This is a genomic window from Bacteroides sp. RTP31139st1_H2_RTP31139_211217, assembly GCF_040227615.1.
GTDB classification, from domain to species: Bacteria; Bacteroidota; Bacteroidia; order Bacteroidales; family Bacteroidaceae; genus Bacteroides; species Bacteroides uniformis.
On record NZ_JBCNZM010000007.1, the window covers coordinates 47821 to 56097 of the forward strand.

Consider the following 8277-nt stretch of genomic DNA (forward strand, 5'->3'; position numbering starts at 1 on the left):
TTCGTACACAAAACTGTCTACGACGGTGAAATACATCCCAGTGACGAGCTGGACGGAGGACGTTTTTGGAGCCCCGATGAAATCAAGGCAAATATCGGCAAAGGTGTATTCACCCCGAATTTTGAAGGAGAGATAGGAAAGGTCATCAACTTGTAGTGGAAGCTGCTTTCTATCAGTTCGCAAAATATTCCTTCATCTTTCTCCTGACCCGTGGAGCAAGTAACAGCAGTGACGTCATCGTAGGCAATGCCATCAAGGCAAAAGCCAAATCCATGATGGCAACCACTGCTCCCAACGGAATCATGGCAGCCACAACAATCATCACCAAATAGAAGTAGTTATAATACTTGGCATTCTCCGCACCAAACAAGAAGTTGGTGCACTTCAGTCCATAATACGAATAAGAGAACATGGTAGAAAAGGCAAAGAAAAAGACCATCACCATCAACAGATAATGCCCATAGCCGGGAAGGAGCTGCTCAAAAGAATTCAAAGCAATATAAAGGCCTTTTATGCCTCCTTCCGACGCATAGTTTCCAGCTATAAGAATAGGGAAGGCCGTCAATGTACAAACAAGCCCCGAGTCGATGGCCGGTCCAATCATGGCTACCAGCCCCTCACGAATGGGATTGTCATTACGGGAGGCGCCATGCATCATAGAGGCCGTACCTACACCTGCTTCATTGACGTAGGCAGCACGGCGGGCACCAGTCAGTGCAGTTCCCAAAATTCCACCGATACCGGCTTCCAGGCTGAAGGCAGACTGGAAAATGGAAGCCAACACTCCCGGCAACTTATCAAAATTCAAACAAAGAATAACGAAGACAAGCAGCATATAGCAAGTAACCATCATCGGCACTATTTTAGCCGAGATAACCGAAATGCGCCGGATGCCACCGATAATGACTGCCCCTACCACCAGGCTAATGACAATACCCATCACAAAACGCAGACCGAGTGTATTCTCTATTCCTGCCGGAGTAGTAAATACCGTAGTGACAGACTCGACCAACTGATTGGCTTGCATTACACACAACGTACCTATCAACCCCACCACCGCAAAGAAATAAGCAAACGGTTTCCAGCGTTCGCCCAACCCATGAAGAATGATATACATCGTCCCCCCTTGCGGTTCTCCGGCAGAATCGTGTCCTTTGTACATAATGGCAAGAGCCCCTTCAAAGAATTTGGTGGACATACCCACAACGGCACTTACCCACATCCAGAAAATGGCTCCGGGCCCTCCTACTGTAATAGCGATAGCCACCCCCGCAATATTCCCCATACCCACTGTTGACGCTATGGCGCTCATCAAGGCCTGGAAAGAACTGATTTGTCCTTCGCCCGCCACTTCCGATTTATAGCGTAAGGCCTTTATCGAATATCCGATGCGGCAGAGGGACACAGCTCCGGAATAAAAGAACAAGAAAAGTCCTCCCCCTATCAGAAGGATAAATAAGGGATACCCGCAGACAAAGTCACTGACAGTGGTTATTGCTGAGCCTATAGAATCTAAAATGCCATTCATAGTAGTAGTTTGATGGAGGAGTTCATGGGAAGGTTTAAAAAAAGTCCCACTTCTCTTTCACGGGAAAGTGGGACATTCATTATAACATTTCGTTCGGCCTTATTTAGCCAGGTCTTCAATCACCTTCATAATCTGCTGGCCGATTTCCTCGGCAGCCTCCGGTGTGGCAGCCTCACTATAGACACGGATAATCGGTTCCGTATTGCTCTTACGCAGATGAACCCATTTGTCGGGGAAGTCAATCTTCACACCGTCTATATCATTGATTTCTTCATTCTTATACAGCTCCTTCACCTTGGCAAGAATAGCATCTACATCTGTTTCAGGAGTCAAGTCTACACGATTCTTTGCCATGAAGTATGCAGGATAGGATGCACGGAGTTCGCTCACCTTCTTACCTTCGTGTGCCAGATGGCTCAAGAACAAGGCAATACCTACCAAGGCATCACGTCCATAGTGGCTGGCCGGATAGATTACCCCACCGTTTCCTTCGCCACCGATAACGGCACCTACTTCCTTCATTTTGGTAGTTACATTCACTTCACCTACGGCAGAAGCGTAATATTCTTGCCCATACTTGCGAGTTACATCGCGCAAGGCACGGGTCGAACTCAAATTGGATACCGTATTGCCCGGAGTATGTTTCAATACGTAGTCGGCAACAGTAACCAGTGTATATTCTTCACCGTACATCTTGCCGTCTTCGCAAATCATTGCCAGGCGGTCTACATCAGGGTCTACAACAAATGCAACATCTGCCTTCCCCCCTTTCATCAGATTCATGATGTCACCCAAGTTCTTTTCCAGAGGCTCGGGATTATGCTGGAAGTTACCGGTCGGTTCGCAATAGAGCTTCTCTACGTGCTGAACGCCAAGTTGTTCAAGTAGTTGCGGCAGAATAATACCACCTACAGAGTTTACACAATCGATGGCTACACGGAAGTTTGCCTTTCGGATAGCTTCCACATCTACGAGGTCAAGTGCCAATACGCTGTCGATGTGTTTCTGGTTGTAGCTTAAATCCTGACGGTACGAGCCAAGTTGGTCCACTTCGGCATAGTCGAACTCTTCGGCAGCTGCAATGCGGAGTACTTCCTTACCTTCGGCAGCGTTCAGAAATTCGCCCTTTTCATTCAGCAGTTTCAACGCATTCCACTGCTTGGGATTATGCGAGGCAGTCAGGATAATACCTCCACTGGCACCTTCCATGGTTACAGCCAGCTCGGTAGTCGGAGTAGAAGCCAAATCAATGTCCACTACATCCCAGCCCATACCCATCAAGGTACCGACTACTACGTTCTTGACCATCTCGCCAGAGATGCGGGCATCACGCCCTACCACGATTTTGTTACTTTTTACAGTACACGTCTTACGAATCAGGGTAGCATAAGCTGAAGTGAACTTCACAATGTCGAGCGGATTCAATCCCTCGCCAGCACCACCGCCAATTGTTCCGCGGATTCCAGAAATAGATTTGATTAGAGTCATAGGTTAATGATTTAAAATTTATCGGTTAGTTCCAAATTTGGAGTTTATGTAAATCGTAATAATAAGGATGAACGTCCCGCATAGCATCCGACTGTCCCATCTTGGAAGGAACAATCAGCTTCACATGTGCTCCGTTACGAATATAATTCAACGCAACCAGCCAGCCAGCAGGTACAGACGAACCATGATATATAAGCATATAGCCTTGAGTGAAAAGTCCGGCAATAGACGAAGAAGTAACAGAATATCTAAACTCATCCACAACAGTCGGACTATTCATATTGGTTATATACGATTTCACCCCTCCAACAGCTATCAACCCTTGTTCTTCAAAGCGCACCAAAATCAAATCATTCGGTTTAACTGTATCTGCAGGATTCGTCGAACCTTTATCCACAATCTGCATATACACCCCGCTTGCCAGCTGCACATACTCATTCCTGCTTACATCCGTTGTCGAATCTTGCGCATAGAATTCACTTTGAGAAATAACGACAATGCTACTGTCTTTGATAAATGCTTTGATGGCATCTTTTTCTTCCTCAAGCATTTCGGCATAAGTTTTAGAATTATCGCATGCCTGGAAGGCTAAACAAACTGCAAGTAAGGCAAAAAAGAATAAAGTAAGTTTCTTCATTTCTGTTATTTAGTAATTTCGTACAAAAGTATCTGATTTCCTTGAAAGTTGAAAGCTGCGGATAGAAAGTTCGTAACTTTTAACCTTTACAACTGAACTTTTTTTATCCTTTGGCATTCAGCAGCGGTTTGTATTTCTCCAAAGCCTGCTCAAAGACCTTGCGGGCCTCATCCATCGTTCCATAAAATTCACCGCCGGAAGCATTCAAATGACCGCCGCCGCCAAAGAACTCGGCAGCCAGCTGATTGCAGGGGAATGTACCGACCGAACGTAAAGAAATCTTTATCATCGGCTTCTCCGTATCTTCACGCAGGAAGCAAGAGAAAATCACCCCTTTGATGCTTAAAGGAATGTTCACAAACCCCTCACTATCTCCACGCACATAGTCGAACTGGCTTTGTTCGGCTTTAGTCAGAGAAATTAAGGCTGCATGATAGTCCGGATAGACCTTCATTTGTGACAAGACATATCCCATTAGGCGCAAACGGCTTTCTGAATAAGTATTGAACACCTTGCGGTAAATCTCGTCCTTGTCAATACCTTTCGACAACAGTTCGCTGATGATGAAATAGATTTCCCGGTTATTGGAATTATAGGTGAACCCGCCGGTATCCGTCATCATACCCGTATAGATGCACTCCGCTCCTTCCCTTGAAATGTCACTGAAATAGCCCATACGGCAAATCAGGCGGAAAACCAGTTCCGAAGTGGAAGATATCTCCGGATGGGAAATGATAATCTTGCAGAAATCCTCCGGATGGAGATGATGGTCTATCAGTATTTTTCTTGCCGGGGATGCAAGAACAGCGTCACCCATGGCATCTATACGATGGATAGCATTAAAGTCCAGACAACAAATGACATCTGCCTCGGCAATCAGCTTGTCGGCAAACTCCTTGTAGCGGTCGTACAGAAGGACGTCCTTGCTCCCGGGCATCCATTTCAAGAAGTCGGGAAAGGCGTTCGGCACAATAACATTCGCCGTCTTTCCCTGCGAGCTGAAGAAGTGCCACAAGCCCAGAGAAGAGCCGATGGCGTCCCCGTCGGGACCCACATGTGAAACGATTACTATCTTGTCTGCACGGTCAAACCATTTGGTGAAATGGTCTATCTTGGATTGTTCTATTACTTTGGTCAACATATTTTTATTTACTATTTGACGATTGACTATTTACTATTTGGCGTTTATAACAAATTGAAGGGGCAAAAGTACGAAAAGTTTGTGATTTATAACAATATGCGGTAAGAACCTTTTTGAGAAAGAAGAAGATAGGGAATACCTAAGCGAACGCAATCATTGGCAATCTTATTCTGATAATAGTCTGAAAGAGAAGCGTCAAGCACCACCATGCCCATGGAAAAGAGCGAAGTAAGTTCCTCTATCCCACCTTGATACCCCTTGGAGACATACAAATAATCAACTGAAAGGGGATGGGAAGAGTTCTTGTTTCTCCAACGGTTGTCGGAAAGAAGACAGATGCGCTTACCGGCGTAAGAGACAATCTGGTTACGCATGGATAAGCCGGAAGTGGTATAATCTCCGGCAACCAATCGGGGAGTCTCCAGATGCAGGCGGTTCCAATGCGGAGAAAGGGCACGGCACAGACGCGGCATATCCGGCAAGCTATCGGCACATGCCAACCAAGAATGACGGTTGTCTGCCATACAATGGACAACGGGACAGCCTCTCACGCTATAAAAAGCAATCCCCTGCCGGGAAGCATTGGACATGATGGAAAGGGAATGCCAGGAAACCACTGCCAACAATGCCAGCAACGCAAAGCAGATTCTACGTACCGTAAGGCGTAGAAAGCCATAATATGTCATCCCCAAGAACAGATAGACGAGCAGAACACCCCATATATCCAACCAAATATCATCGACAGCAGCGCCAGGAAGACGCTCTATCCAGCGGAGCACTTCATTCTGGACATGTACCAATGCCTCTACTACCCTTGCAAACAGATGTTGTACAAAAGGCAGCGGCGTAAGTATCAACAGAAAGACAGCCGAATACAGAACGAGCGACACCATGGAAATTACCCAAAGATTAGTCAACAGAAAATGAGTGGAAAAACGGGAGAAATAGAAAATGACCAAAGGGGCCGTACCCAGCTGAGCCGCCATGGACACTGTCATAAGTCCCCACAAATATCGCAGGAAACGATTGTCAACCTTCCAAAGGGCATACAACTTAGGCTGTACAAGTACAATAGCTGCAACCGCCGAGAATGACAACTGAAAACCGACATCAAACAACCAGACCGGCTTGCACAGCAGCATCAGGAAAGCAGTTGCCGCCAGCGTATTCAGAGTCAGCGGCTTTTCCGGCTGCAAACCGGCAAACGCCAACAAAGAGAACATGACGACCGACCGCACCACCGAGGAAGACAATCCCGTGAAAAAAGCAAAACTCACCAAGAAAAAGACCAGAAGCAAAAGTAACAAAGGTTTCAACCGCCGCCATCGCCTCCACAAAGGACGAAGCACAAACAAGAGCAAAGCATACAGAAACCCTATATGCAATCCCGAAAGTGCCAGTACATGGCTGGCTCCCGAGACGGAGTAGGTCTCCACAATATCATCGCTCAGTTCCTCTTTATCCCCCACTGTCAACGCAGCAAGTACCGCCAATTCATCAGTTTCAAAACCCAAACTCCGGTATAAGCCAACTACTTTCGCCCTATAATCCAGTGCTACCTGGCTGACAGTGCGGGAGGCATCATGCCCCGTCTTCCGCCAATGTCCGTCAGCCACGTAGACCGTGCCGCTATAACCTTTCCGCCTCAGGTAGCGAGCATAGTCAAACTCGTCGGGATTACCATTGTTCGCCGGAGGAGCAAGCCGGGTAGATACCAGCAACTCATCACCACGGCGCAAAGTGGCCGTAGCAGAATCTTTCGGAAAATAAGCCAGAAAAAGATGATTCCGGGGGCAACCCGTAACTGTATCCTGCTCTACCTCTCCCAGCAGGGCAACCCTGCACAATATGCTGCGCTCCCTCTCTTCGGGATGCTCGCGGATACAAACCCTATAAACAGCAGGTTTGCCCGAAAAGGGAAATACCGTCTTTCCCTGCTGCCAACTCATCAAGCAGCCCCCCGTACCACCCAAGAAAAGGTATACCGCCGCTCCATACACCCATCCGGTATGCTTGTATCTACCTATAATAAAAAGAAAAAGCAGAAAACCTGCCACATACTCCCATGCAGAAAGCACGTGTGGAAACGCATCTCCACACAAAATACCAACTACCAACGGCATCAACAGTCGAAGGAAAGGATGCCGTTGCCAGCTGTCGATTATCAATCCAGAAGACGGATTACAGATTCCTTAATGCACGGATGGCCTCCTTCGGATCGGGAGCCGAGAAAACGGCATTGCCTGCCACCAGTACATCTGCTCCAGCTTCTACCAGACGCGAACCGGTTTCCAAGTTTACGCCACCGTCCACTTCTATCAAGGCCTGCGAACCGGTAACCGTAATCAATTCACGCAACTCGCGCACCTTGTCAAGAGAATGCTCTATGAACTTTTGTCCGCCGAAGCCAGGATTTACGCTCATTATCAGCACCATGTATACATCATTAATAATATCCTTCAACAAGGACACGGGAGTTGCCGGATTAATCGTTACTGCCGGCTGCATCCCTGCTTCGCGAATTTGCTGCACCACGCGGTGCAGATGCGGACAAGCCTCGTAATGCACATTCATGACATGGGCTCCCAGAGCCTTCACCTCCGGAATAAACTTCTCCGGCTGTACAATCATCAGATGCACATCCAAAGGCTTCTGCGACAGTTTTGCCACATACTTCAGTACCGGGAATCCGAAAGAAATATTAGGGACAAACACACCGTCCATGATGTCGATATGTACCCACTCCGCCTCACTTTCGTTAATCATTTCAATGTCTCGTGCCAGATAACCAAAATCGGCAGAGAGAATAGAAGGGGATATGATTGGTTTCATAATGTTATGTTCTAAAGTTTACGAACTTTGTTATGTACAAATATAGAGAAAAGATTTAATTCAGCCTAACATTGGAAATCAAAACTCTCACTGCAAACTTACTGCATACCTTTTGCAGCGTCACTGCAAACGTGTTGCAGTAGCACTGCAAAGCAGTTGCAGTCACACTGCATATTAGTTGCAGCAACACTGCACAGCGGTTTGCAGTGACGCTGCAAAACGAGTGCAGTAGTTTTGCAGTAGGAAGTCATTGAATGACAATCAGTTATTTCATCACGTATCCTTCCGTCAACCGGAAGCCGCGCAACAGTTCATCCGTTTTCAGTTTCTTCTTGCCCGGAAGCTGGAGGGAGCAGATGCCGACAAAGCCATCTTCGGCAGCAACGCGGATATAGGTCTTCCCGTCTGTCTGCAAGGTTCCGGGAGTCAGTTGATGGGATTCCCCTATTTTCTCCGTCTCGAAGACTTTTACCACAACAGATTCTCCACCGGGTTGGACCAGCTCCGTCCAAGCGGCAGGATAGGGAGAAAGACCGCGTATAAAATCGTAAATACGCTTCACCGGGCGGTTCCAGTCAATACGACAAGTATCTTTGAAGATTTTCGGTGCCGGACGCAGTTCACCCACGACGGCCATTTCTTCTTGAGGAA

Annotated in this window: 6 protein-coding genes and 2 pseudogenes; 1 reads left to right on the forward strand and 7 read right to left on the reverse strand. The window is 47.2% G+C overall.

Annotation, left to right across the window (positions count from 1 at the left end; translation table 11 throughout):
- Positions 1-156, forward strand: a pseudogene (locus ABUA47_RS02090) (NTP pyrophosphohydrolase); the annotation flags it as partial.
- 16 nt (positions 157-172) lie between these two features.
- Here ABUA47_RS02090 and ABUA47_RS02095 read toward each other — a convergent pair.
- The 7 genes and pseudogenes from ABUA47_RS02095 to ABUA47_RS02125 form a co-directional block, all read right to left on the reverse strand.
- On the reverse strand, positions 173-1528 hold the full coding sequence (locus tag ABUA47_RS02095; protein ID WP_039161682.1) for an alanine/glycine:cation symporter family protein: 1356 nt from the start codon (positions 1526-1528) through the stop codon (positions 173-175).
- Between the two features lie 99 nt (positions 1529-1627).
- Complete coding sequence (glmM, locus tag ABUA47_RS02100) at positions 1628-3016, reverse strand: phosphoglucosamine mutase (RefSeq protein WP_035450077.1); 1389 nt, start codon at positions 3014-3016, stop codon at positions 1628-1630.
- A 25-nt stretch (positions 3017-3041) separates the two neighbouring features.
- Positions 3042-3653 (reverse strand): DUF4827 domain-containing protein, encoded by a 612-nt coding sequence (locus tag ABUA47_RS02105; RefSeq protein ID WP_005830068.1) that lies wholly within the window; start codon positions 3651-3653, stop codon positions 3042-3044.
- A 103-nt stretch (positions 3654-3756) separates the two neighbouring features.
- On the reverse strand, positions 3757-4794 hold the full coding sequence (locus tag ABUA47_RS02110) for a DHH family phosphoesterase (RefSeq protein WP_005830066.1): 1038 nt from the start codon (positions 4792-4794) through the stop codon (positions 3757-3759).
- Between the two features lie 86 nt (positions 4795-4880).
- The gene (locus ABUA47_RS02115) at positions 4881-6917 is read right to left on the reverse strand and encodes a ComEC/Rec2 family competence protein (protein ID WP_035450079.1); all 2037 of its coding nucleotides are present in this window, start codon (positions 6915-6917) and stop codon (positions 4881-4883) included.
- A gap of 58 nt (positions 6918-6975) precedes the next feature.
- Positions 6976-7626 carry a ribulose-phosphate 3-epimerase gene (rpe, locus tag ABUA47_RS02120; RefSeq protein WP_005830060.1) on the reverse strand — a complete coding sequence of 217 codons (651 nt, stop codon included), beginning with the start codon at positions 7624-7626 and terminating at the stop codon, positions 6976-6978.
- A gap of 265 nt (positions 7627-7891) precedes the next feature.
- Positions 7892-8277 (reverse strand): annotated as a pseudogene (locus ABUA47_RS02125) (methionyl-tRNA formyltransferase); the annotation flags it as partial.